The organism is Maribacter sp. PR1, assembly GCF_028464145.1.
In the GTDB taxonomy this organism is placed as follows: domain Bacteria; phylum Bacteroidota; class Bacteroidia; order Flavobacteriales; family Flavobacteriaceae; genus Maribacter.
Map to the genome: position 1 here is coordinate 104,057 of NZ_JAQPCG010000011.1, position 23,289 is coordinate 127,345.

Consider the following 23,289-nt stretch of genomic DNA (forward strand, 5'->3'; position numbering starts at 1 on the left):
TACAACATGCCAAAGAAAATTAGATTAGGAATTTTAGGAGGAGGAGGAGATTCACTCATTGGGGTATTACATAGGGTAGCTTCCCATATAAATGATAATTATCAAATCACAGGGGCGGTTTTCAATCCCGATTATGATGATAACATTGCTTTTGCAAAAGAAATTGATATTCCTCTGGACCGGGTATACAAAGATTTTGACACCCTAGTGGAGGAGGAAATGAAATTGCCTGAGGATGAACGTATACAAGTATGTTCCGTTCTTACGCCTAATTTTTTACACTTCCCAATGGCCAAAAAGTTATTGGACAATGGATTTCATGTCATTTGTGAAAAGCCCATGACAACTACTTTGGAAGAAGCAAAAACCTTATTGGAATCACAACAAAAATCAGGTACCGTTTTTGCCTTGACACATACTTATACCGGGTATCCTATGGTGCGCCAAATGAGGGAAATGATTAAAGCCGGAGCTCTTGGGAAAATCCATAAGGTAGATGCCAGATATTATCAAGGTTGGATCAATGAAATTATCCATGATAAGGAAAAACGAAATTCGGTTTGGCGCCTAGACCCTAAGAAGGCGGGAATAAGTTCCTGTATGGGAGATATAGGGGTACACGCGTTTAATATGGTAGAATACACTACTGGTCTTAAAGTGAAGTCGCTTTTATGTGATTTCAACTATTTATATGAGGATAATAAAATGGATGTAGACGGTACCGTATTAATAAGAATGGGCGACCATGTAAAAGGGGTAATTCGAGGAAGTCAGGTCGCAACAGGAGAGGAAAATGGTTTGGCCATTCGCATCTATGGCGAAAAGGGAGCTTTTGTTTGGGAACAGGAAAAACCTAATTTCCTGTATAAGATGAGTGATACCGAACCTGTTCAAATATACAAGCCCGGTCATGCCTATAATACCGAATTATCATTGGATGGTACGAAACTACCTGCAGGTCACCCTGAAGGAATTTTTGATTCTATGGCCAACATTTATTTAGGAGCGGCAAGAGCCATTAGAGGTGAAAAATATAATGACGGCGAATTCCCAACCATCGTTGATGGTGTAAGAGGGATGGATTTTATTTTATCGACAGTAGAATCTAATAAGAACGGAAATACTTGGGTGGATTTAGAGGATTAATTAATAGACCCATTTTAAGAAAGGACCGGCTACTCACCGGTCCTTTTTATTTTTTAGAAAATTTTTTCAAATTCCTGACACACCACGATCATACTTTCGTTTGGTTTTCTATTAAAGGGTTCTAGTTCCCTGGTATAGTAATCCCAATGCGTTTTTTTCCAATAGGATAAACTTTTATCCCCTTCTCCTTCCAATGCTGCGTATTGCTCGTCAATATTAAAATAGGGTTTTAGTTTAACTGAAATAAGTTTAATAATGCATTGTGCCTCACCTTCCCAATTGGTAACTACCTTAAAATCTCCAATTTTAGGTAAGGCTTCCTTTCTTAGTTGTAAACCTAAAAGCGAATCCGTTGTCGCTTTTTTAATTCCTTTTTTTGCTAAATCCGCACATAGGTCAGCATCTTTTTGGTTGTCGCAGAAATGTATGACTTCCGGCGCATCGTGAAACGCATCCTCGAGATGTTTGTCCAAGTAATCACCCCACATATTTCTGGCAGAAGCATTTTCCATAGTCTATTTAATAAATAAATGGTTGGGTCTGTAGAATCTTTAAAGAACTTACATTGATATTGAATCAAATAATTAGATCGATACGATTCTTAAGATTCCCGTTATATCGTTATTGTTTACGAAAATTTACCCGCTTTAAATTCTTTAGCCGCATGATTTGCCGCCCGGGCAGTAAAAGCCATATAGGTCAATGAAGGATTAACACAGCTAGAGGACGACATAAAGGCTCCGTCGGTTACATACACATTGGGTACTAAATGGACCTGATTGTTTTTGTTTACGATGGAGTCCTTAGGACTATGACCCATACGGGCACCACCCATTTCATGTATACCTAATCCAGGACCGGTAACTTGATCATAGGTGCTTATTTCCTTAAAGCCCGCAGCCTTAAACATGACTTCTATTTGTTTTTTTATATCCTCTCTCATATTATATTCATTTTCTTTGAACTCCACATCAAAAGCCAATTGAGGTAGCCCCCATTTATCTTTTTCTGTTGGGCTTAAGGTAACTCTGTTATCATCGTAGGGAAGAAATTCACCAAAACCTGTAACGCCGATAGTCCAATGTCCGGGTTTTATAATTTCTTGTTTTAGTTCCTTTCCGTAACTCAACTCGGCAATGGATTCAGACCAATCTCCACGGCTAGCTCTTCCCTGATATCCAAAACCTCGTAAGTAACCTTCTCGCTTTGTATTTTCGTCCAGGTTTACAAATCGCGGGATGTAAAAGCCTGTAGGCTGTCGTCCCTTATAATATTTATCCAGAAATCCATCAACCTTAGCCGAAGCCCCTAATTTATAATGGTGGTCCATAATTCCTCGTCCCAAGGCATCGGAATCATTACCAAGCCCGTTTGGAAATCGTTCCGATTTGGACTGAAGCAAAATCCCAACTGATGCCATCGCCGAAGCACATAGAAATATTACATTTGCCTTAAACTCTAATTCTTCATGGGTTTCGGCATCGATTACCTTTACCCCCGTAGCCATTTTTGTAGTGTCGTCATAAATAATTTCATAAACAATGGAATTCGGCCGCAAGGTCATATTGCCTGTTCGCTCCGCTGCTGGCAAAGTGGAGGAATTACTGCTAAAATATCCTCCAAAAGGACAACCTCTTGAACAACGATCGCGGTTTTGGCAGGTACCTCTACCTTCAAAATTTGCATTGGGATCTGTTATATGGGCTGTTCTGCCAATTGTAACCAATCGCCCATCATCGAATTTTTCAGCGGTCTCTTTTTTAAAGACCTCTTCAACACAGTTCAACTTCATAGCGGGCTGATATTTCCCGTCAGGCAATTGTTTTAGACCCAAATTCTCACCACTAACACCAATATATTCTTCAACCTTATCGTACCATGGTGAAATATCGGTATATCGTACAGGCCAATCCACTCCAATATTTTCCTTTTTATTGGCTCCGAAATCAATATCACTCCATCGGTAACTCTGTCTCCCCCAAGTAAGGGATCTTCCTCCCACTTGATACCCGCGAATCCAATCAAAACGTTTTGTCTCTACGTAGGGATGTTCCAAATCGTTTACGAAAAAATGCTTATTATCGTCTTTAGGCGCCCAATTTACCCTACTCTGAACATGATATTTTTTTTGTTCGTCCTTAGAAAGCTCACCTTTGTAAGCGTAGTCCCAAGGATCATCGTTCATGGTAGGGTAGTCTTTTAAATGCTCTACCATACGGCCACGTTCCAGGACTAAGGTTCTTAAGCCGTTTTCGGTCAGTTCCTTGGCTGCCCAACCACCACTTATTCCCGTTCCAACTACGATAGCATCGTAGGTTTCTTCTTGATTCATCCCTTTATTTTTATCTTTTTCTGATGGTATTTCCTATATTTATAAATTGACGAATGATAAATACAGGAATGTGTAATTAATTCTTTAAATATAATATTAATTCACAGATTTCTACTTGCAACATTAACAACGTATTAAATAACAGAAGCAGTATCAAATATGAAAACAATTAAAGGCCCTGGGGTATTTTTAGCGCAATTTGTAGATAGTGAAGCACCGTTCAACACTTTAGATGGTATGTGTAAATGGGCTGCAGATTTAGGATATAAAGGAATTCAGATTCCAACATGGGAAAGCTTTCTTATCGATTTGGATAAAGCCGCGGAGAGTCAGACCTATTGTGACGAGTTAAAAGGTAAGATTAACTCTTACGGATTGGAGATAACAGAACTGTCTACACATTTACAAGGGCAATTGGTAGCGGTTCACCCTGCCTATGATTTAATGTTCGATTCATTTGCACCAAAAAATGTGCATAACAATCCTAAGGCAAGAACGGAATGGGCGGTTGAAACGGTAAAGAAGGCGGCAACTGCAAGTAGAAGATTGGGTTTAAAGTCTCATGCTACTTTTTCCGGTTCACTTTTATGGCATACGATGCATCCATGGCCCCAAAGGCCAGCGGGATTAGTTGAGATGGGTTTTGAGGAACTGGCCAAAAGATGGATGCCGATATTGGACCACTATGATAAGGAAGGTGTAGATGTTTGTTATGAAATTCATCCTGGTGAAGATTTGCATGACGGGGATACCTTTGAACGATTTCTTGAAGCAACCAATAACCACAAACGAGTAAACATACTTTATGATCCAAGTCACTTTGTGCTTCAACAGTTGGACTACATAGAGTATATCGATTTTTATCACGAATTTATTAAATCTTTTCACGTAAAGGATTCGGAGTTTAATCCTACTGGAAAAAAGGGAGCCTTTGGTGGGTATAATGATTGGGGTAATCGTGCCGGTAGATATCGTTCCTTGGGCGATGGCCAAATTGATTTTAAAACCATCTTTTCAAAACTTACCCAATATGGCTGCGATGTTTGGGCCGTAATGGAGTGGGAGTGCTGCATTAAGAGTCCTGAGCAAGGAGCTAGGGAAGGAGCTATTTTTATACAAGATCATATTATAGAGGCTACGGAGAAAACGTTCGATGATTTTGCAGGAGCGGAAATTGATAAGGAAATGCTGAAAAATATATTAGGACTTTAATTATGGCTAAAATGATACCAATGAAGAATATTTTAAAAACTCTCATCATCGCTTTACTAGTTGTAGGGTGTAAGGAAACCAAGAAAGAAACTGAAGAGTCCAAGGCTGTAGTGGATGATGCTACAATGATGCCAGACCAAGATACTTGGACCATCATTTTTGATGGTGAAACTTTTGACGGATGGCATGAATACCTAAAACAAGATGTATCCGATAATTGGAAGATAGAGGACGGAGCTATGATTTTGTACCCACCGGAGGAAAGGGAGGACGGAGAACAATTTAATTTGGTTAGCAATGACTCCTATACCGATTTTGAACTTTCCATGGACTGGAAAATTTCTGAAGGTGGTAATAGCGGTGTTATGTGGGGTGTTAAGGAAATTGAGGAGTTGGGCCAGCCCTATGAAACGGGACCGGAAGTACAGGTTCTCGATAATGAAGGTCATCCTGATGGTAAGAACGGTACAAGTCATCAATCCGGAGCATTATACGATATGGTATCCCCATCTGAAGATGTGACCAAACCAATTGGGGAATGGAATAACATGGTGATTACCATCAACCATAAAACCAATGAAGGTAATGTTGTTTTAAATGGAGTAGAGGTAGTTGATTTCCCAGTTAATGACCCCGAATGGGGAGAAATGGTTTCCGAATCAAAATTTGCGGATTGGGAACATTTTGCGAAATATTCCAATGGAAAAATAGCCTTACAGGACCATGGAAATCAGGTTGCATTTAAGAACATCAAAATAAAAGAACTTTAAAAAGCCATATAAACTATAATATGAAAAGATTTTATATTTCGGGACTACTATGTTCAATATTGTTTGCTTCATGTCAAGAAAAGGTTACCCAGGAAACAGCGGAATCAGAAATGGAAGTTAAGGATGAGGTAATTGTATACGATGAGTATTCGGGTACGGAGCCAACTACCCCAGAGGAAACAGAATTTTACGAGCCAAAGGTGCCAGTAGTAAATCCTACTGGGCAGAATGGAGCTCCGAGCGACGCCATTGTTTTATTCGATGGTAGTGATTTGGACAATTGGATATCTTCCATTGATAGTACAGCTGCGAAATGGCATTTGAACAACGATGGTAGTATGACCGTAAAGGACAAGACGGGTGATATACAAACAAAGCAAAATTTTGGGGACATTCAATTACACATCGAATGGAAGTCTCCTTTACCTGTACAAGAAGAGGGGCAGCATAGGGGGAATAGTGGTATTTTTTTGAATGGTATGTATGAGGTACAAGTTTTAGATCAAAATGACAACCCAACCTATGTTAATGGGCAAGTAGCATCGATTTATAAGCAGCATGTTCCTCTGGCCATGGCTTCCGTACCTACAGGGGATTGGAACACGTATGATATTATTTATCATGCTCCGGAATTCAATAATGAGGGAGGTAAAACAAAATCAGGTGACATTACTGTAATCCATAATGGTGTTTTGGTACAAGATCATATAGAGCTAAAAGGCACTACACCATATATTGGCTGGCCTAAGAATCCAGCACATGGGAAAGGCCCGCTTAAATTACAGGACCATGGGGACGACAGTCGTGTAAGTTATCGTAATATTTGGGTAAGGGAACTTTAGGCGCTAAGTAAACCTTAACAAAACAGTTACCTTTACCACAATTTTAAATTCGACCTATGATTCAATCCATGACTGGATTTGGGAAGCATGTCGTGCAGCTTCCAACTAAGAAAATTACCGTAGAAATCAAATCCCTTAATAGTAAGAGTATAGATTTAAACGCGCGCATGCCCTCTGCTTACCGGGAAAAGGAGTTGGAAATTAGAAAGGTAATTGCAAATTCCTTACAACGTGGCAAGGTAGATTTCAATTTATATATTGAGATTACCGGTGATGAAGCCTCGGGACAAGTGAATGAAAGTGTTGTTAAACAATATATGAACCAATTGAAGTCCATTGCCAACGGTGAGGATATTCAATTATTGGAAATGGCTCTGCGTCTACCGGATGCCATGCGTACCGATAGGGAAGATATAGATGAAGAAGAATATACTGCGATTTTAGAGGCATTAAAAGGTGCATTGACCGAAATAAATACATTCAGGTCAGAGGAAGGGAGCGTACTGGAGAATGATTTTGCAGAACGTATAAAGGCTTTACAGACTTTGTTGGAAAAAGTACTTGTAATGGATCCGGAAAGGCAGTCTGCTGTAAGGGAACGTTTGGAAAAAGCTGTACAAGACGTAAAGGCAGAGGTGGATGCCAATAGGTTTGAACAAGAGTTGATCTATTACCTTGAAAAATACGATATCACCGAGGAGAAGGTCCGATTGGCCAATCATTTGGACTATTTTGTGAAAACTTTAAAATCCAAGGATAGTAATGGTAAAAAATTGGGGTTTATCTCCCAGGAAATTGGTCGTGAAATAAATACAATAGGGTCCAAGGCAAATTATGCGCCCATGCAGCAATTAGTCGTACAGATGAAGGATGAGTTGGAAAAAATAAAAGAACAAATGCTAAACGTGTTATAATGGAAGGGGGGAAGCTCATCATCTTTTCAGCCCCGTCCGGTAGTGGAAAAACCACCATTGTTCGACATCTTTTGGGATGTCCGGAGTTAAATTTGGCCTTTTCGGTTTCTGCCACTTCCAGACCTCGCCGTGGAAAGGAAAAGAATAAGGAACATTACTACTTTATGTCTGTATCCGAATTTAAGAACCACATCAAAAATGAAGACTTTTTGGAATGGGAAGAGGTATACCGAGACAATTTTTATGGTACGCTGAAGAGTGAGGTTGAACGTTTATGGGCCGAAGGGAAGAATGTAATTTTCGATATCGATGTTGCTGGAGGTTTACGAATTAAAAAGAAATATCCAGACCGTACTTTGGCTGTTTTTGTTAAACCTCCAAGTGTGGATGAACTTAAAATAAGGCTGAAGAAACGCAGTACCGAAAGTGATGATAAAATAAACATGAGAATTGCAAAGGCCTCCGTAGAGTTGGCCACGGCACCACAGTTTGATAAAATCATAAAAAACTACGATTTAGAAGTTGCCCTAAAAGAAGCGGAGAATTTAGTGGCCGATTTTGTTGGTACTACTAAGGAGGATTAGTTTTTTCTACTTTATGGCACAATATTTTATGTATCTCTCCCATTTGCAAAACTCCTTTACGATATGAAAAAGGTAGGTCTATATTTCGGAACTTTTAATCCTATTCATATAGGCCATTTGGTAATTTCGAACCATATGGTGGAGTTTTCGGACTTGGATGAGGTTTGGTTTGTTGTGACCCCTCAAAGTCCGTTTAAAGCAAAAAAATCACTTTTGGATAATCACCATCGGTATCAAATGGTTTTGGAGGCTACGGAAGAGTATCCAAAATTAAAACCTTCCAAAATCGAGTTCGATTTACCCCAACCGAATTATACGATCAATACTTTGGTTCATTTGATGGAAAAATATCCAGAAGGGTATCAATTCTGTTTAATTATGGGCGAGGATAATCTAAAGAGTTTTCATAAATGGAAAAATTATGAGGAAATTTTGAAAGGATATGAAATTTATGTTTATCCCAGGGTTTCAGAGGGTGTAGTAGATCATCAATTTAAGGGTCACCCTAGAATTCAAGTGGTAAAAGCGCCAATAATGGAAATTTCTTCAACGTTTATTCGACATGAGCACAAGAACGGTAAAAACGTAAAGCCGATGTTGCCTCCTGCAGTTTGGAAATATATGGATGAGATGAATTTTTATAGATAGAAAATTACTCTAGGGGGTTAGCTTGGACAAGGTCATCCGTACCCAGGTATTTATCGTCCTTATTATAATACCAAGCCCTAAGCTTAGGCATTTTTATTCCGTTCACCATAATTTCTTCGGACAGCAGAATATACTCACCATCGTTTTTAGACTCGTCATGGTAAAACTGATATACCTCCATTTTATAAGTATTAGGGTCAAAATAGAAGTACCAAGTGTCTTTCCCCACGGCCTCGTCATACTTTACACTTAAAACGAGATATTCTTTCCCTTTGAAAGTTCTTTTGGCAACTTTCTGGTCTATCATCGTTCCGGTATCTTTCAGTTTCATAGGTAAACCGTACAGATAGGTGTAGTAATCCTTCATCATATTTGCACGTTCGCAAGTTATTTGCAGACTATCCCTACTATCATCCGAAATATCGGGACTATTGTTTAACAACAGTTCACATTGGTCTTTGTCAATAATGTAGTCAACAGTATGTGTGCCCTTTCTAACTGAGGATTTAAAATAACTTTCGGGTAGATTCAGTTCCAAGTGGGTTCTTCTGGTTTCTGAATTGGGAGTGGTCATTATTATGTCCATATTCCCATTAAAATTCTTCCAATTGCTGTTGGGGTCATGATAGGAAATTGCTTTCTCCAGAAGTTGGGGACCGGTTAAGTCTTGTGTGGTGCCTAACCAAGAATTCAGCACAATGAATCCAAAAAGTAAATATCTCATGACTAAATGAATTTATGGTTTATCAATATACCCAAAAAGCACTGTTGCTCGGGTACTAATTGGTAGTTTCCACAATTTTTGCTGGTTCCACGGAACTATCGTGTTCGCTATAATATTGTTCCAGAAGCTCCATGGTAGCCGTCATTAAATCCTTGGTTTCCAAAAGCAAGGAAAAATATAGCGTTGTATTTTTTGGACTTGATTCCTCTGTTCTAGTCCGTTCTACCTGTCTTTGGATTTTTTCAGAGACTAAATCGAACAACTCTTGTTTTTTTAATAACACCTTTCCAATTTCTTCAAAGGACCTCTTTTCAAATGCAGTTTGAGTGAGACCTAAAACCTCATCTAGTTTGGAATCTATTTGTTTTAGCTCTTTGATTTGGTTGTACTTTAACTTCTTATGGTTATTGTTTACATGCTTATGACTAACCTTGCCTATATACTCTAATGATTGGGCTATGTCGGTAAGATGGCCAAGAACTGTGATATAAAAATTACTGGCCCCTATACTGTTTTCATCCAAGTTTTTGATGAAGAAGAATATATTATCCCTTAGTTCATCTATTTCATTTGTTAGCTTGGCACCTTGTTTCTTGTTCTTTTTGAGCAGATTCAAATCCTGTACAGCTAAACCATTGATTGAGTTAGTGTAAATTTTATTCGTTCTTTTTAGTACGTTTGAGATATTATTGGCACTTTCCTCAATAACTCCTTGAATAGAACTGCTTTCGGCCTTATTTAAAGTGTATTCCGCCTTTATCTCTTTTGATTTCTTTTTGTGTGAAATATAATTTCTAGCTAAAAGTAAAACAGCGGCAAAAAGTAAAATAGCAATTGCAGCTCCTTTACCAAAACTTATAAGTGCCAAGACGACTCCAGAAGCTATAAAAGCAATAATAGCAGTTCCGAACCAGCCGCCTATTACATTCAAGACCCCGGCCACCCTATATACGGCACTTTCTGCGCCCCAAGCACGATCAGCCAGTGATGTTCCCATAGCTACCATAAACGTAACATAAGTAGTGGATAATGGCAGTTTATAAGATGTGGCTATTGAAATTAAAATTCCTGCCACCATTAGGTTTACCGCGGCTCTAACCATATCAAAAGCAGGGAGTTCGTGGAATTTATTTTTTGTCAAAGGTATTATTGGCTTCTTGAAGCGGTGCTCAATTCCTTTTTGCCAACTTTCAGGCAACAAGTTGCTTGTAGCATCAGATAGGCCAATGGAGAACCTTACGATACTTCTGGATAAATAGTTGGGCTGAAACCTTTCCTTGGCCTCACCCTCCCTAGAAAGGTTTATTTCTGTTTCTGCAACATATCTGGCTTTTTTGGATAGCCATAAAGTTGCTACCATGACAATACCGGAAAGAAACAAAAGTAGAGTCGGCGTTGCTACCTTTTCACTAAGTATTTCCATACTGAATTCCGTCGCTGGAATTCCGGAAGTTTCCCATTCGGCATAGGATTGCCATGCCGCAATAGGTACACCAATAAAATTAACCAAATCGTTACCGGCAAAAGCCAGCGCCAAAGCAAATGTACCAACACCAATGATTAATTTGTATATGTTGGTTTTGGCAAAGTTCATAAGTAAATAAGAAATTATGGACCAAAGGACAAAGTTTGCAGATACAACGGAAACCCATTTTTGTTCTAGGAAGTCCTTAATGGTTACTCCACCAATAATATCGAAACTGACATCGGCATAGGGTGTACCCTTGATTCCTTTGAGCAAAATAAAATATGTCATTGCAGACAAAGCTACTCCACCAAACAATGCACCTATCCACGTTGCTTTTTTCTGATAGTCATAGGATAACAATAATCTAGAAAGGTACTGGACCAGAGCTCCGACGGTAAAGGCGACCACTACCGATAAAAGTATACCGGAAATTATTTGAATCGCCTTTTCGTTATTGATGTAATTTACAACCTCGGTAATACTTCCGTTATTAGCGGCAATCTTAATCAAGGCCATGGCAACTGCCGCGCCCAATAAGTTGAATACAATGGACACCGTTGTAGATGTAGGCATTCCTAGAGTATTAAAAAAGTCTAACAGGAGAATATCCGTAATCATGACGGCCATAAATATGAACATGATTTCTTCAAAATAGAATTCTCCAGGGTTAAAGATTCCCTTACGGGCTACCTCCATTAACCCACTGGAAAATACGGTTCCGCATATTATTCCTAAACTGGCTACAATCATTATGGTCCTGAACGAAATAGCTTTTGAGCCAATGGCAGAATTTAAAAAATTGACTGCGTCATTGCTAACTCCAACTACTAAATCGGCTACAGCTAATGCGGCCAAAGCGATGACAATCAACAGGTAAATATTGTCCATAATTCAATTTAAAATAAGTTTACAAATATCTATAAGTGTGTTCTCGGAAATGTTATCTAAATGTTATATTTTTCACTAGAAATGGACCTCAACCTGCAGTCTTCCCATAAGTTCATCTGTGCCCCCATCTATAGACAAGTAACTAACATCTGTCTGTACTTTTAGTTTATGACCTACAATATACTTAGATAGTCCTAAAGTATATTGGTTTTCTGGATTTTTGCCCGTAATATCTTCATCAAGATGTATATTGGTAAATCTTCCTGAAATCTCTAAGTTGTTTTTGAAAAGATACCCGCTTTGAAGGTTTAAACCACTTCCTACTTGTACCTCATCTCCCGTTAAGGTACCATCGGAATTTTTAGCAATGGGGTCATCTGCGGTTCTATTGGCGTATTCGCCCATGAAGGAAAAACCATTGTATTTAAACATAGCGTCTACAAATATGGTATTAATGTCCGTTTGATAAAAACCGATATCATTTGCCATGTAGGAACCTAGGTTGCTTCTTGTTTTTACAGCATCTTGATTATTATCAAAAGTTACAGCCAACAAAAGTTTCGGTGTTTCTTCCCTGTTCAAATCTACTGCTTTATAATCCCCCCCATTTTTAAACTTACCAAAAGGGAGTAATTCCAATCTGGCCGTATGTTGATACCCTCCTAGATTTCCGGTTACAACATTTCTTCCCTCTCCCATCGATACGGCCAATTTTTCACGAATTAAGAAATCATTGGATAGATAAAAGTGATGTCTAAGTTGAATTCCAAGGTCTCGGTCAATATTAAACCTTCTGTTCAATAGGGAACGATCAACTTGCTGCAGGTTTCCCGAAGAGATTACACGTTCAATATTTCCGGGAAGTTTGGTTTGGCCCATCCAAAATTCAAAGTTGCCGTAAAAATTCCACATGACTACAGCATCCAAAATATAACGTGGAGCGTTTCCTGTAAACTGGGATGCACCGGACATATCCCTATTCGATAATCCAAACTCTATCTTGTATTTTAGTTTTGGGGAATAGGCAAAACCATTGAACTTCAACCGAGATCTGCGGATTAGAAAACTTTGTTCGGGGTTTATCCATCCATTGTCCGGACCATTGTCCCATGTGGCCAAGGTTAAAAATTGCATTCTTGCGGAGACATTCATACTCCAGGTACTATCTTTACCTACAAGGTCAAATAGTCCTTTTCCAAAGGAGGGTGAATTCGTTTCTTGGGCTTTACAAACGGTAAGTAAAAAGAACAATATCCCTAAGGGGAAAAGTTTTAATTTCATGATTATCGATAATGATTTTTGTCGCGGCAAAGAACCATAATCAATGTAAAGTTAATGTTTCCTGAATGTTATTTGTTTGGGTCTTCTTTAAAAAAAAAGCTACCTTGAAAAGGTAGCTTCGGAATTCTTGGAAAGAGTCGACAAAAACCATTATCCATCAGAAATTCCTAATTTTTAAGGATGCTATCAAATTTCTTTTTTATTATCGAACTGAATGTGAACATAAGTTTAACTTACTGTTAAACTAAATCGTTTGACATTTCCGTGATAATCTACAAATGTTCTGAACGAAATAAACAATCATCTTTTCTGCTTATCCGAATCCGCTCTCTCAGCTGTATCCATAACAGCAGATGGTAGGGATTTTGCGCTAAGGGCTTCTTGAAGATAAATTTCTTCATTTGCGGCCAAATGAACCACTTTTTCAATGGATTCATACCCAAGAAATCTTATTTGGAGTATATAGGTCCCTGGCTCTATGGAAGTAATTTCAAAATTCCCATTAAAATTAGTCGTATCGGACCAATCTGTATCCTTTAAACTGATAGAAGCCATAAGCAATGGTTCGTTAAACATTTCGGCATCAAGAATCTTTCCGCTGATTTTCCCTGTACTTTGAGCAAAGGAGAATGTTGTAAAGAGAACCAAAAAAGTAAAAAGGATATTTTTCATATAACATTATTGTAATGTTGCACAAATTAAGGGTAGTTATGTTAAGCCAATGTTAGGGGCAGATTATTTATATATTTTTAAAATGTTAAGTGTAGATTACCCTGGAAATATCTGTTTGTGGAATTTTAATTTCCTACCATTCTAAAAATGTATCTTGCAATGGATAAGTTGTAAATATGAATTGGGAGCAATTACTGTCCTTGCGTAGAAAAGGCGATACCAATAAAAGAATTAGAAAAGAGCAAGATGAAACCCGTTTAGGGTTTGATGTCGATTACGACCGTATTATTTTCTCTGCTGCTTTTAGAAGTCTTCAAGACAAAACACAGGTAATACCATTGTCCAAAACCGATTTTGTACATACAAGACTGACCCACAGTCTGGAAGTATCGGTTGTGGGAAGAAGTCTTGGGCGATTGGCCGGTAAACGTATTCTTGAAAGGCATCCCCACCTTAAAGAGGTACATGGGTACATGTTCAACGATTTTGGCGCCATCGTAGGGGCAGCTGCCTTAGCTCATGATATAGGGAATCCGCCTTTTGGGCACAGTGGGGAAAAGGCCATTGGAGAATATTTTAAAAACGGGAAGGGCCAAGAATTTAAAAGTCAGCTTACGGACAAGGAGTATCAGGATATTCTTGATTTTGAAGGAAATGCCAATGGTTTTAAGTTATTGACCCAGGATAGAAAAGGCGTTTCAGGTGGTTTGCGGTTGAGTTATGCCACATTGGGCGCTTTTATGAAATACCCGAAAGAATCGCTCCCCAAAAGACCAACAAATCATATTTCAGATAAAAAATTTGGTTTTTTTCAATCGGAAAGAAATGCCTTTTCGGGGGTGGCGAATGATTTGGGGTTGATTCAAACAAGGGATGGAGATGACATATCCTTTTCAAGGCACCCACTAACGTTTTTAGTAGAGGCAGCCGATGATATCTGCTATACCATAATAGATTTTGAAGACGGGATAAACCTAGGGCTCATTTCTGAGGATTATGCCTTGGAATATCTTATAAAATTGGTAAAGGATTCAATAAATACCAAAAAGTATAACACCCTAGCGTATAAAGAAGACCGTATTAGCTATCTCAGGGCTTTGGCCATTAATACACTCATCCAAGATGCCGTCTCTGTTTTTATGGACCATGAGGAAAAAATACTAAATGGTACATTTGATGTGTCCTTGATGGATAAAAGTAAGTATGGGGCCCAAGTAAAGGATATTATAAGTCTAAGTGTGGAAAAGGTGTATAAGGCTCAAGAAGTCATTGAAAAGGAAATTGCCGGGTACAAAATCATAGCTGATATCCTTGAGGTTTATACAGATGCCTTAGTTCAAAAAAAAGAGAACAAGGCCTCCAACTATCACAATCTGGTACTACAGACCCTTCCCGAGTTTTACAGAAGGACAGACGTGTCTCTTTATGAAATATTGTTAAATACATGTTGTTTTGTTGCCAGCCTATCAGATAGTTCGGCGGTGCATATTCACAATAAAATTAGTGGGAAACAACTTTAAAAATCGACTGCTACACCAACTCCCAGTACTTGTTTAAATTGTATTTTTGGAATTCCAGGATCGGTTATTACACCTGCATCGTTTTCTACTTCATCAAAGAGGATATCGTCATCATATATCAAATGGGTTCCCAAAGTAGTTAAAATGTATTTGTTGACCCTCATTTTTATATTGAGCTCCCAGTCCACATCAACATTCCCAAAACTCTTTAAGTAGTCTGTGTACAGATTTAAACGGCTATTTACATCAATATTTTGCGCTACGTTGAACTCCCATTTATGGGTGACCAATATACCGAGTTCCATCCGGTGGTTTTCCCCCGGAGTAACAACGTTTCCATTGGCATCCAAAACCGCCTTGTCCACCCCAAAGGCCCCTTTATCCGCTAATTCCTGATCTAACACAAATGTAGATTTTTGAGTTAATGGGGATAAGTAGAGATTAAATTTTTGATTTTCACTAATATAGGAAGTACCCGCACCAAAGAACAGGTAACCAGGTGCCATAAAGCGTGATATCGGTGTTTCTCTATCCGGATATTTATAACCGTTCGAGAACTGGGTATTAAAATTCAATTGAACGGAGTAGTACCAATTGCTAATGGTATCCCTTCTATAACCTACATTGGAGCTAAGCCGGATTTCATCTTCCGTTTTTCTTATTTTTCTACCGTCTTGGGCGTTTAGTCCGTACCTAAGCTCTATGTTATTATCCCACTTGAAATATCGGAACTTATAGTTTCTAACAAATTTTAAAAACCCCAGACCACTTATCGCATTGTCACCCCCAGCATTCCAATTGACAAAGGCCACTTCACTTAAATTGATGCCAAGGGTGTTCTCCTTGGTCCAAAAGGAAGGTACACGGAACCTATCGTACTTGTCTTTTAATGGTTTGGTACGCTTAAAGGATATAATGGGGTTCATAAGATTTACTCCCCGTGGAATATGTTTAATTTTTTCTTGGGTTTTTCTAATAACAATGGTATCGATTACGGTAGTGTCTATCACGACCGTATCGGGAACTATGGGTGATGGAATAGTGTCTTGGGCAAATGATATAGCGGAAACAAAAAATAGTAGGTAGAACAACCGAAAAGTTCTACTTGAAATTAAGCTTTTCATAAAATGGTCTCTATATACGATTTCACAGAATTCTTATCTATGTGTGATATTTGATGTAACTCTTCTTGGGTCCCATGGGATATAAAACTATCGGGGATTCCAAATATCTTAATGGTTTTTTTGACACCTAGGCTGTTCGCCAATTCTAAAATTCCGCAACCAAAACCACCGATAATGACTCCATCTTCTATCGTAATGATTTCCTCATACTCGTCAAGAATATTCTTGATGCCAGTAACATCCAGTGGTTTTATAAAAGGAAAGTGGTAGTGACCCACAGCCTGATTATTTTTTAATTCACTCAACAGTTCTAATACTATATTACCTATGTGACCTGTACTGAGTATAGCGATTTTTGTTCCTTTTTTGACCTCAAAAGATGTGCCAATTTCCATTTTAGTAAAGGGTTGTTTCCAGTCCAATAATGCACCGTTACCTCTAGGATATCTGATGGCTATGGGTTTATCAAGACCCAATTGTGCCGTATACATAAGGTTTCTAAGTTCTACCTCGTTTAAGGGAGCGCATAGTATCAAATTTGGAATACACCTTAAATAGGCGATATCAAATACGCCGTGATGCGTAGGGCCATCATGCCCCACCAAACCTGCTCTGTCCAAACAAAATATAACCGGTATACTTTGCAACGCTACATCATGGATGACTTGATCATAGGCACGTTGCAAAAATGTGGAATATATATTACAAAAAGGAATCATGCCGGCTGCCGACATACCTGCCGCCATGGTAACCGCATGTTGTTCGGCGATTCCCACGTCAAAGGCACGCTCCGGAATCTCATCCATCATATATTTTAACGAACTGCCGGTAGGCATGGCTGGAGTTATGCCCACGATTTTATCGTTCATTCTAGCAAGCTCAACGAGGGTATGACCAAAAACGTCCTGAAATTTTGGAGGTTGGGGGGCGTTGTTTTTCTTTAATAGTTCTCCTGTCCTTTTATTGAACTTCCCGGGAGCATGGTAGGTTACCTGATTTTCTTCCGCCTTCTTTAGCCCTTTTCCCTTGGTGGTAATAACATGAAGCAACTTAGGTCCTGGAACCGATTTTAAACGCTCTAATTCTGAAACCAATTCTTTAAGGTTGTGCCCATCTATGGGTCCGGAATAGTTAAAATTTAGGCACTCAAAGATATTTTCGTCTTTGGCCGTCCCTTTTTTCACATTGGTCAAGTATTTTTTAAGCGCGCCAACACTGGGGTCTATTCCAATGGCATTGTCATTGAGCACAATAAGGATATTGGTGTCTGTTACCCCGGCATGATTAAGACCTTCAAAGGCCATACCACTCGCAATGGAGGCATCCCCAATAACTGCTATATGTTGTGTGTTTTGATTTCCTTTCAGTTTAGACGCCAAGGCCATACCCAAAATTGCGGAAATGGAGGTGGAGCTATGTCCGGTACCAAAGGCATCATATTCGCTTTCCGTCATTTTAGGAAAACCACTAATTCCATTTAGCTGTCTATTGCTTTCAAAAATCTCCTTTCTCCCGGTCAAAATTTTATGCCCATAGGCTTGATGGCCCACATCCCAAATAAGTTTATCCTGAGGCGTGTTAAATACGTAGTGCAGGGCAACAGTGAGTTCAACAACACCTAAACTTGCTCCCAAGTGGCCTTCTTTTGTGGAAACAATATCAATAATGAAGTCCCTCAGTTCCTGTGCCAATTGAGGCAGCTGTTCTTCTGAAAGCTTCTTTAGGTCCTTTGGAGCGTTAATATGTGCTAAAAATGTACTCACGGTTTACTTATTCGTGGCAAAAATACTTCTTTTAAATACCAAAACAATTGTTTTTAATAACTGGTGGTCCTGTGAAGCTTATTGTATTTTTGAAGTATGATAGCACCTTTTGACGATTCCTATTTTATGAAAAAGGCCCTTCAGGAGGCCCAATATGCTTTTGAAAGTGATGAGATTCCAGTAGGAGCGGTCATTGTAGTCAAGGATCGGATAATTGCTAGAGCACATAATCTCACTGAAAAGTTAAATGATGTAACCGCTCATGCCGAAATGCAGGCCATAACCGCAGCGGCCAATTTTTTAGGAGGAAAGTATTTAAAGGAGTGTACCCTGTATGTTACCTTGGAACCTTGTCAAATGTGCGCTGGGGCTCTTTATTGGAGCCAAATTTCCAAAATCGTATTTGCCGCACGGGATCCAAAAAGGGGGTATATGACTTTGGGAACCTGTTTACATCCGAAGACTAAAGTTGTAGGTGGAATTATGGAGCAAGAGGCGTCGGATTTGTTAAAACAGTTTTTTGCTAAAAAACGATAGCCGAATCCTATCAAATAAAAAAACCACGCTGTGCGTGGTTCTTAATGCTTCAAAATGTAATACGTAAATTAAAGAACAGTAACCTGTCCCGCAACTATACCTTTTCTGCCTTCTTCCTCAACGTATTCAACTTTGTCTCCTTCCCTGATTTCCGTTCCGTTAAGAGCGGTCGCATGGACAAATATGTCTTTCCCCGTGTCGTCGTTCGTAATAAATCCAAAGCCTTTGGATTCATTAAAAAATTTTACTGTGCCATTCATTAAACTAAAAATTAAAAAATTAATACTCTAATTTAATAATTTTTGAAGCAAGTTTGGAATTAAATTTATATTTAATCTTTTGGAAACTGTTGATTTTCAGTGTTTTTTGGAGTTTTCCCCTGCATTCTTCGAATATTGTCTTCGGTCAGCATATAGTCGTTCATTTTTTTACCTCTGCTTTCCTTGATCAAAAACAAGGGCATGGCAATTAAAAAAAGGCCAACCGTACCACCACCAATAAATTTATGGGCTTTATCCTCTTCGGATGCATCGAGATTAAAACCATAAATGATGCAACCAAAGGAGGCCAATACGATTAGTGTAATCAAATACTTCATGGGACAAAGTTAGGAAATGATTGGAAGAAATTTAATCTATAGCTATCTACCTGAACCAAGTTTATTGGTTTTTTACTTTGTTGTTCCAAAAAATCAAGGAATTACATAAGGTATTGGGCCTTTACTCGATTGTGAAAGAAGTTCATTCTGCAGAATATGGAGGTCCAACAATCAGCTAGTCTTTATAATTATCATCCAATTAAAACAATAAATTTGTTGATAAATATGCTGCTTTTGGATTTACTTCGCTATTGAATTTTAAGTTCGTAGTCTTTGGATTTGTCAGTATCCGGTAAAAAACACATGCGTTTAGAAAGGCACCATATTTATTGGGTTTAATCCCATCAGCTTATATTTTACAAATATTCAATCCTTTTATCCAAAAGATTTTTGATTCAAAAAATTTAAGCTGAGTTTTTAGTACTCGGGCGGTTTTGTCCCTAGGAGGTTTAGTGATGAATCTAGCTCTGGTATTGTTGAAGTCGAGTGTATATTTTTCGTTCAAGTCCTTTTCCTCATCCGTAACGAATGAAACTATTTTGCCTTCCAAATTCCAATTACCTTTTCCGTATACATGCGTTTCCGGTGGAATTCCCCCCTCCACTTTGGAATAGGAATGGAAATCAAAGGATCCGTTGGAATTAAGACTTATCTCGTATTTAATATGATGTTGCTCATTTCCAAGTTCAATACTGTAATTCCCATATATAGTGTTGGGTTCCTGAGCCAATATATCATTAGCAGCAAGAAAGAAAACGAGCAATAAAACTATTTTTTTCAAAATATTTGGTTTCCTAACTGTCGAATAAATTTACAATTAAAATAGTCTGTTTTAGGATTCCTATCAATTAAAGTTCTTTATAAGGTGATAGGAGAACTGAACAATTTCCTTGTAGTTTTCCTTGCTTATTTTTTCATCGATTCCGTGAAATCGCGACATGCTATCGGGTCCTATTCGGATTGGATAAAAACGATAAACATCATCCGAGATACCATAAAAATAACGAGCATCGGTACCTCCACCGACTAATCCCGGCACAACCACACTGTTCGTAAATTGATTGCGTATCGTCTGTTCCAAAGTTTTATAGGCTTCGGAATCAATACCTGAAACTTCAGACGGATTGGTTAAAAAGCCAACTGGTTCCACTTTTATTTTATCGGAAATCGTACTTTCAATATGTTCCTGCACAGAGGCTATGGTTTCCCCGGGGAGTATTCTAAAATTAATCGTTGCTTCGGCAACCGTTGGAATTACATTGTTTTTAACGCCCCCGTCGATAATTGTTGGTGCGGTTGTCGTATGCGCATTCAAAGCTTCCAATATTGGGGCCTTAAATAACCAGGGGTTAGCAAAGGCCATTTTTTTAAAAAAAGGTAGCTCCGCACCCATGTACTCCAGCTGATAGTCAATAGGCTTTACGAGTTTATAGGGCAACTGATTGTTTTCTAGGTCCACGATGGCCTGGGCCAGCATACCAATGGTATTTTCTTTAGGGGGTTGGGAGCTATGCCCCCCGTTGGTTTCAACAATAAGTCTAAAAGAGGAAAAGCCTTTTTCGGCCAAATTAATCATGGCTACGGGGCTGTCTATTCCTGGTACTAGGTTTTCTGCCAAAAAACCACCTTCATCCAATGCCATGGCGGCATTTACACCATTGGCCTTTAAATACTTTGCGATTTCTGCTGCCCCTTTACCGCCACCCACTTCCTCATCATGCCCAAAGGCGAGGTAAATGGTTTGTGCCGGTACAAAGGACTCTTCCAATAATTTCTCTACGGCCTCCATCAAACCAATTAAAGTACCCTTATCATCCATAGTTCCCCTACCAATAATATGGGTTTCGGTAATTTTACCATCAAATGGACCTGCCTCCCAATCCCCGAGTGTTGGTTGATCTACTGGCACAACATCTTGGTGAGACATTAAGATAATGGGCTTTTTTGAAGCGTCCGAACCCTTCCAGGTATATAACAAACTATAGGCATTAATTTTTTCTAAGGAGAGTGTTTCATGGGTTAAGGGGAAGGTTTCCTCTAAAAATCTATGAAAACCAAAAAAAGCGGTTGAATCTGGAATGGCATCTTCACTAAAAGAAATGGTCTTGTATTGTATGCCTTTGGATAGGTTTTGAAAGATGTCATTGGGGAGTTCTACATGCTCCATGGGCTCTGCTGACACTTGTTTGGAACTCAGGTTTATAGTGTTGAAAACTAGTACACCGGCAATCGCAACAATCACCAATAAGATAATTAGGAATATTTTTTTCATAGGGTCTGGTTAAATAAAAGGGTTATTTGTTTGGTCCATTTAAAGGTAGCGATTTCTCAGAATTGATGTACACGAATTATGGTTCCTGTATTTACGATTTGGAATTTCAAGAACTTTCAAACGATTTAGGGATACCTATATCCCTTATTATTCTTTAAAACTCTTGAGGGATGCAAAATTGTAGCTGAACATCATTCGCCTTTAAAAAAAGAGGTAAGCTAAAAACAGAACAGTAACCGGTTTTCTTGGTGTTTGCTAAACTACTTCTACTTTTAATATAGTTTAGGTTTTGTCCGTAATTGAGGCCTCGTTTTGTGTAGCCCCATGAAATTTATTAAAAATTAGACATGCAGTGAGATCTCCAGTTACATTAACTGCGGTCCTAAACATACCTAAAATTCGGTCTATTCCAATAATGATAATTAAGCCATCAATTGGAATTCCTGCACTCTGTAACACGGAAGCAAGAATAATGACCCCACCTCCGGGAATGGCAGGTGTACCTATAGATGCGGCTACAACAGTAAAGGTGATTAAAAGTAAGTTCATGATAGTTAATTCAATGCCATAGGCTTGTGCCATAAATAAAGTCGTTACACATTGAAATAATGCCGTGCCATCCATATTTATAGTTGCCCCTATTGGGATAACAAAATCACTGATATTTGAGGATACACCTAATTTTTCATCTGCTGTTTTCATAGAAAGTGGCATTACGGCTGCAGAACTCGCTGTAGAAAACGCCAAAAGCTGTGGTTCTCTGATAGTTTTTAAGAATTTGAACGGTTTTTTCTTGGTGATTATTAGGACTAAGGCTAAATAGAATATTACCAATATGATAAGTCCCAGAATAACTACGGACATATAATAGCCTAGCCCAACGAATATTTCAATACTTGTTCTGGATAAAAGGGCCGCTATTAAACCAAATACGGCATAGGGTACTAGCATCATAGCCCATGATACTACTATCATGCAAATTTTCTGAATTGCTTCAGAAAAACGAATAATAGGCTTTGCTGTTTCCTGTTGGAGTTGAGTAATGGCGACCCCAATAATGATGGTGAAAATAACCACAGCTAACATCTCCCCCGTTAAAATAGATTCAAGTGGATTAGTAGGAATAAGGTTAGAAATTGCATTTGGGATATTCTCCAAAAGATTAGTTTGGTCATTGGGTGCTGTTTGATTTCCACCACTATTAGGAAATCCACCAAGGTCGAAAATATATTGACCGGGTTTTAAAATAAGCGTTACCGCTAGACCAATAATGATGGCAACAGCGGTAGTGAAAAAGAAATATAACAATAACCAAATACCAAAAGATTTTAGGTTCTCCGATGTGTTGCTTACAATACCAGTAATTATGGATGTAAATATCAAGGGAATCATAATCATTTGAACCAGCCTCATAAAAATTTGACCGGGAAGGTCAAGCCAATCGGCTAGTCTCAAGCTAGTCCCCTCCGAAATCAAACCTGTGGATGGATTAAGTAGAATTCCCAATCCTGCTCCTAAAATGAGTCCAATAATCACCTTGAGCCATAATCGCCCTTGTATAAGTCGATCTAAATGAATGGATAATTTATTAAGGGGCCTAAGTTCTATCACGGTATGCTTAATTTTTCCTTACTGCTAATAAAGTATGGCATCAACCTACTAAATGCAATTAAGTGCTTTTCATGGAAATATAGTAAAATCCCTCAACTATGAAGTGTATATCTGACGTCCATTGAATCCTTTTCACAGGTTCGTGGCCGAAGCGCGAAGCTCTGTGTCGCTCTGGAATTTTGTGGTATTGGGAACATAAATTGCCATACTGCCGAGCGAAGCGACCTATGAACACCCGTGAAATAAATATGAAGTGAATAAATTGCTTTTAGCTTATGTGCCTGTTGCACAAGTTAGGAAAAAATCGGTTTTGATCATTGCCGATCCGGGGATCGATCGTAACTTGAGGTATGCAAGGAAAAAAGGACTACCAAGAAAAGCTG

At 38.7% G+C, this 23,289-nt stretch carries 22 protein-coding genes; 9 read left to right on the forward strand and 13 right to left on the reverse strand.

All coding sequences use genetic code 11. The features are described 5' to 3' along the window. Positions 1-6 precede the first annotated feature (6 nt). On the forward strand, positions 7-1,146 hold the full coding sequence (locus tag PP182_RS19695; protein WP_272652963.1) for a Gfo/Idh/MocA family protein: 1,140 nt from the start codon (positions 7-9) through the stop codon (positions 1,144-1,146). Positions 1,147-1,199: 53 nt separating this feature from the next. Here PP182_RS19695 and PP182_RS19700 read toward each other — a convergent pair whose 3' ends face one another. Continuing rightward, the gene (locus tag PP182_RS19700) at positions 1,200-1,658 is read right to left on the reverse strand and encodes an ASCH domain-containing protein (protein ID WP_272652964.1); all 459 of its coding nucleotides are present in this window, start codon (positions 1,656-1,658) and stop codon (positions 1,200-1,202) included. A 116-nt stretch (positions 1,659-1,774) separates the two neighbouring features. Then, positions 1,775-3,478: a GMC oxidoreductase gene (locus PP182_RS19705; RefSeq protein ID WP_272652965.1), complete on the reverse strand. Its 1,704-nt coding sequence runs from the start codon at positions 3,476-3,478 to the stop codon at positions 1,775-1,777. 159 nt (positions 3,479-3,637) lie between these two features. Here PP182_RS19705 and PP182_RS19710 point away from each other — a divergent pair, with 159 nt between their 5' ends. The 6 genes from PP182_RS19710 to nadD all read left to right on the forward strand — a co-directional run bounded on the left by PP182_RS19710 (position 3,638) and on the right by nadD (position 8,448). Beyond that, on the forward strand, positions 3,638-4,690 hold the full coding sequence (locus PP182_RS19710) for a sugar phosphate isomerase/epimerase family protein (RefSeq protein ID WP_272652966.1): 1,053 nt from the start codon (positions 3,638-3,640) through the stop codon (positions 4,688-4,690). A gap of 20 nt (positions 4,691-4,710) precedes the next feature. Next, positions 4,711-5,460: a 3-keto-disaccharide hydrolase gene (locus PP182_RS19715; RefSeq protein WP_272652967.1), complete on the forward strand. Its 750-nt coding sequence runs from the start codon at positions 4,711-4,713 to the stop codon at positions 5,458-5,460. Between the two features lie 20 nt (positions 5,461-5,480). Beyond that, the gene (locus PP182_RS19720) at positions 5,481-6,302 is read left to right on the forward strand and encodes a 3-keto-disaccharide hydrolase (protein ID WP_272652968.1); all 822 of its coding nucleotides are present in this window, start codon (positions 5,481-5,483) and stop codon (positions 6,300-6,302) included. 56 nt (positions 6,303-6,358) lie between these two features. Then, on the forward strand, positions 6,359-7,216 hold the full coding sequence (locus tag PP182_RS19725) for a YicC/YloC family endoribonuclease (RefSeq protein WP_272652969.1): 858 nt from the start codon (positions 6,359-6,361) through the stop codon (positions 7,214-7,216). Further along, positions 7,216-7,800, forward strand: a complete 585-nt coding sequence (gene gmk, locus PP182_RS19730) for a guanylate kinase (protein ID WP_272652970.1) — start codon at positions 7,216-7,218, stop codon at positions 7,798-7,800. Before PP182_RS19725 ends, gmk begins: the two co-directional genes overlap by 1 nt. Positions 7,801-7,863: 63 nt before the next feature. Then, entirely contained in the window at positions 7,864-8,448 is a 585-nt protein-coding gene (gene nadD / locus PP182_RS19735) for a nicotinate (nicotinamide) nucleotide adenylyltransferase (RefSeq protein WP_272652971.1), read from the forward strand. A 4-nt stretch (positions 8,449-8,452) separates the two neighbouring features. Here nadD and PP182_RS19740 read toward each other — a convergent pair whose 3' ends face one another. The 4 genes from PP182_RS19740 to PP182_RS19755 form a co-directional block, all read right to left on the reverse strand. After that, complete coding sequence (locus tag PP182_RS19740; RefSeq protein WP_272652972.1) at positions 8,453-9,172, reverse strand: DUF6503 family protein; 720 nt, start codon at positions 9,170-9,172, stop codon at positions 8,453-8,455. Positions 9,173-9,227: 55 nt separating this feature from the next. Next, a complete protein-coding gene (locus tag PP182_RS19745; protein WP_272652973.1) occupies positions 9,228-11,528 on the reverse strand; it encodes an inorganic phosphate transporter in 2,301 nt (766 codons plus the stop codon). Positions 11,529-11,603: 75 nt separating this feature from the next. Further along, positions 11,604-12,809 carry a porin gene (locus PP182_RS19750; protein WP_272652974.1) on the reverse strand — a complete coding sequence of 402 codons (1,206 nt, stop codon included), beginning with the start codon at positions 12,807-12,809 and terminating at the stop codon, positions 11,604-11,606. Between the two features lie 300 nt (positions 12,810-13,109). Next, entirely contained in the window at positions 13,110-13,481 is a 372-nt protein-coding gene (locus tag PP182_RS19755) for a carboxypeptidase-like regulatory domain-containing protein (protein ID WP_272652975.1), read from the reverse strand. Between the two features lie 176 nt (positions 13,482-13,657). Here PP182_RS19755 and dgt point away from each other — a divergent pair, with 176 nt between their 5' ends. After that, complete coding sequence (gene dgt, locus PP182_RS19760) at positions 13,658-15,001, forward strand: dGTP triphosphohydrolase (RefSeq protein WP_272652976.1); 1,344 nt, start codon at positions 13,658-13,660, stop codon at positions 14,999-15,001. On the opposite strand, the gene PP182_RS19765 is transcribed toward dgt, so the two are convergent. Beyond that, entirely contained in the window at positions 14,998-16,125 is a 1,128-nt protein-coding gene (locus PP182_RS19765) for a DUF3078 domain-containing protein (protein ID WP_272652977.1), read from the reverse strand. The genes dgt and PP182_RS19765 overlap by 4 nt on opposite strands. Beyond that, positions 16,122-17,888, reverse strand: a complete 1,767-nt coding sequence (locus tag PP182_RS19770; RefSeq protein WP_272652978.1) for a 1-deoxy-D-xylulose-5-phosphate synthase — start codon at positions 17,886-17,888, stop codon at positions 16,122-16,124. Before PP182_RS19770 ends, PP182_RS19765 begins: the two co-directional genes overlap by 4 nt. A 96-nt stretch (positions 17,889-17,984) precedes the next feature. Between PP182_RS19770 and PP182_RS19775 the strand changes: the two genes are divergently transcribed. After that, entirely contained in the window at positions 17,985-18,425 is a 441-nt protein-coding gene (locus tag PP182_RS19775; RefSeq protein ID WP_272652979.1) for a nucleoside deaminase, read from the forward strand. Between the two features lie 68 nt (positions 18,426-18,493). Here the strand turns inward: PP182_RS19775 and PP182_RS19780 are convergent, their stop codons facing one another. The 5 genes from PP182_RS19780 to PP182_RS19800 form a co-directional block, all read right to left on the reverse strand. Continuing rightward, complete coding sequence (locus tag PP182_RS19780; RefSeq protein ID WP_272652980.1) at positions 18,494-18,685, reverse strand: cold-shock protein; 192 nt, start codon at positions 18,683-18,685, stop codon at positions 18,494-18,496. 71 nt (positions 18,686-18,756) lie between these two features. Further along, the gene (locus tag PP182_RS19785) at positions 18,757-19,023 is read right to left on the reverse strand and encodes a hypothetical protein (RefSeq protein ID WP_272652981.1); all 267 of its coding nucleotides are present in this window, start codon (positions 19,021-19,023) and stop codon (positions 18,757-18,759) included. 349 nt (positions 19,024-19,372) lie between these two features. Next, positions 19,373-19,804 (reverse strand): hypothetical protein, encoded by a 432-nt coding sequence (locus PP182_RS19790; protein ID WP_272652982.1) that lies wholly within the window; start codon positions 19,802-19,804, stop codon positions 19,373-19,375. A gap of 63 nt (positions 19,805-19,867) precedes the next feature. Then, entirely contained in the window at positions 19,868-21,295 is a 1,428-nt protein-coding gene (locus tag PP182_RS19795) for a M20 family peptidase (protein WP_272652983.1), read from the reverse strand. Between the two features lie 282 nt (positions 21,296-21,577). Further along, complete coding sequence (locus PP182_RS19800) at positions 21,578-22,906, reverse strand: dicarboxylate/amino acid:cation symporter (protein WP_272652984.1); 1,329 nt, start codon at positions 22,904-22,906, stop codon at positions 21,578-21,580. Positions 22,907-23,289: the final 383 nt, after the last annotated feature.

What these genes read in the sequence shown, in the direction of transcription:
- PP182_RS19745 (WP_272652973.1), bottom strand. Translation starts at nt 11,528, where the DNA reads ATGGACAATATTTACCTGTTGATTGTCATCGCTTTGGCCGCATTAGCT.
- PP182_RS19695 (WP_272652963.1), top strand. Translation starts at nt 7, where the DNA reads ATGCCAAAGAAAATTAGATTAGGAATTTTAGGAGGAGGAGGAGATTCA.
- PP182_RS19705 (WP_272652965.1), bottom strand. Translation starts at nt 3,478, where the DNA reads ATGAATCAAGAAGAAACCTACGATGCTATCGTAGTTGGAACGGGAATA.
- gmk (WP_272652970.1), top strand. Translation starts at nt 7,216, where the DNA reads ATGGAAGGGGGGAAGCTCATCATCTTTTCAGCCCCGTCCGGTAGTGGA.
- PP182_RS19755 (WP_272652975.1), bottom strand. Translation starts at nt 13,481, where the DNA reads ATGAAAAATATCCTTTTTACTTTTTTGGTTCTCTTTACAACATTCTCC.
- PP182_RS19780 (WP_272652980.1), bottom strand. Translation starts at nt 18,685, where the DNA reads ATGAATGGCACAGTAAAATTTTTTAATGAATCCAAAGGCTTTGGATTT.
- PP182_RS19765 (WP_272652977.1), bottom strand. Translation starts at nt 16,125, where the DNA reads ATGAAAAGCTTAATTTCAAGTAGAACTTTTCGGTTGTTCTACCTACTA.
- PP182_RS19710 (WP_272652966.1), top strand. Translation starts at nt 3,638, where the DNA reads ATGAAAACAATTAAAGGCCCTGGGGTATTTTTAGCGCAATTTGTAGAT.
- PP182_RS19715 (WP_272652967.1), top strand. Translation starts at nt 4,711, where the DNA reads ATGAAGAATATTTTAAAAACTCTCATCATCGCTTTACTAGTTGTAGGG.
- PP182_RS19775 (WP_272652979.1), top strand. Translation starts at nt 17,985, where the DNA reads ATGATAGCACCTTTTGACGATTCCTATTTTATGAAAAAGGCCCTTCAG.
- nadD (WP_272652971.1), top strand. Translation starts at nt 7,864, where the DNA reads ATGAAAAAGGTAGGTCTATATTTCGGAACTTTTAATCCTATTCATATA.
- PP182_RS19725 (WP_272652969.1), top strand. Translation starts at nt 6,359, where the DNA reads ATGATTCAATCCATGACTGGATTTGGGAAGCATGTCGTGCAGCTTCCA.
- PP182_RS19795 (WP_272652983.1), bottom strand. Translation starts at nt 21,295, where the DNA reads ATGAAAAAAATATTCCTAATTATCTTATTGGTGATTGTTGCGATTGCC.
- PP182_RS19750 (WP_272652974.1), bottom strand. Translation starts at nt 12,809, where the DNA reads ATGAAATTAAAACTTTTCCCCTTAGGGATATTGTTCTTTTTACTTACC.
- PP182_RS19785 (WP_272652981.1), bottom strand. Translation starts at nt 19,023, where the DNA reads ATGAAGTATTTGATTACACTAATCGTATTGGCCTCCTTTGGTTGCATC.
- PP182_RS19720 (WP_272652968.1), top strand. Translation starts at nt 5,481, where the DNA reads ATGAAAAGATTTTATATTTCGGGACTACTATGTTCAATATTGTTTGCT.
- PP182_RS19700 (WP_272652964.1), bottom strand. Translation starts at nt 1,658, where the DNA reads ATGGAAAATGCTTCTGCCAGAAATATGTGGGGTGATTACTTGGACAAA.
- PP182_RS19740 (WP_272652972.1), bottom strand. Translation starts at nt 9,172, where the DNA reads ATGAGATATTTACTTTTTGGATTCATTGTGCTGAATTCTTGGTTAGGC.
- dgt (WP_272652976.1), top strand. Translation starts at nt 13,658, where the DNA reads ATGAATTGGGAGCAATTACTGTCCTTGCGTAGAAAAGGCGATACCAAT.